Origin of the sequence: Shigella sp. FC1567 (genome assembly GCF_001743015.1) — a bacterium.
Lineage (GTDB): Bacteria > Pseudomonadota > Gammaproteobacteria > Enterobacterales > Enterobacteriaceae > Escherichia > Escherichia coli.
In genome coordinates, this window is record NZ_MIIV01000449.1 from 1 (window position 1) to 288 (window position 288).

A 288-nucleotide genomic window follows, 5' to 3' on the forward strand; every position below is an offset into this window, starting at 1 on the left:
TTTTATCCTGAAGGCTGCCGGGGAGATATTCCCCAGACGAGAGTGACGACGCTGACGATTGTAGAAAATCTCAATGTATTCCCGTATTACTGAGATGGCCTCATCCCGGCTCTTAAAACGATAGTGGCTCAGGCTTTCATTTTTCAGCGTTCCCCAGAAGCTTTCCATCGGAGCGTTGTCGTAACAGTTTGAGGTAGCCTGAGTTTAACGGACACTCCTTCCTGAAATAGAATGGCATCAGAAGGAGCCAATAATGAGCAGAAAAACCCAACGTTACTCTACGGAGTT

At 46.9% G+C, this 288-nt stretch carries 1 pseudogene; it reads right to left on the reverse strand.

What is annotated here, in order from left to right:
• Positions 1 to 189 (reverse strand): annotated as a pseudogene (locus BHE85_RS19885) (IS3 family transposase); the annotation flags it as partial.
• Positions 190 to 288 lie beyond the last annotated feature (99 nt).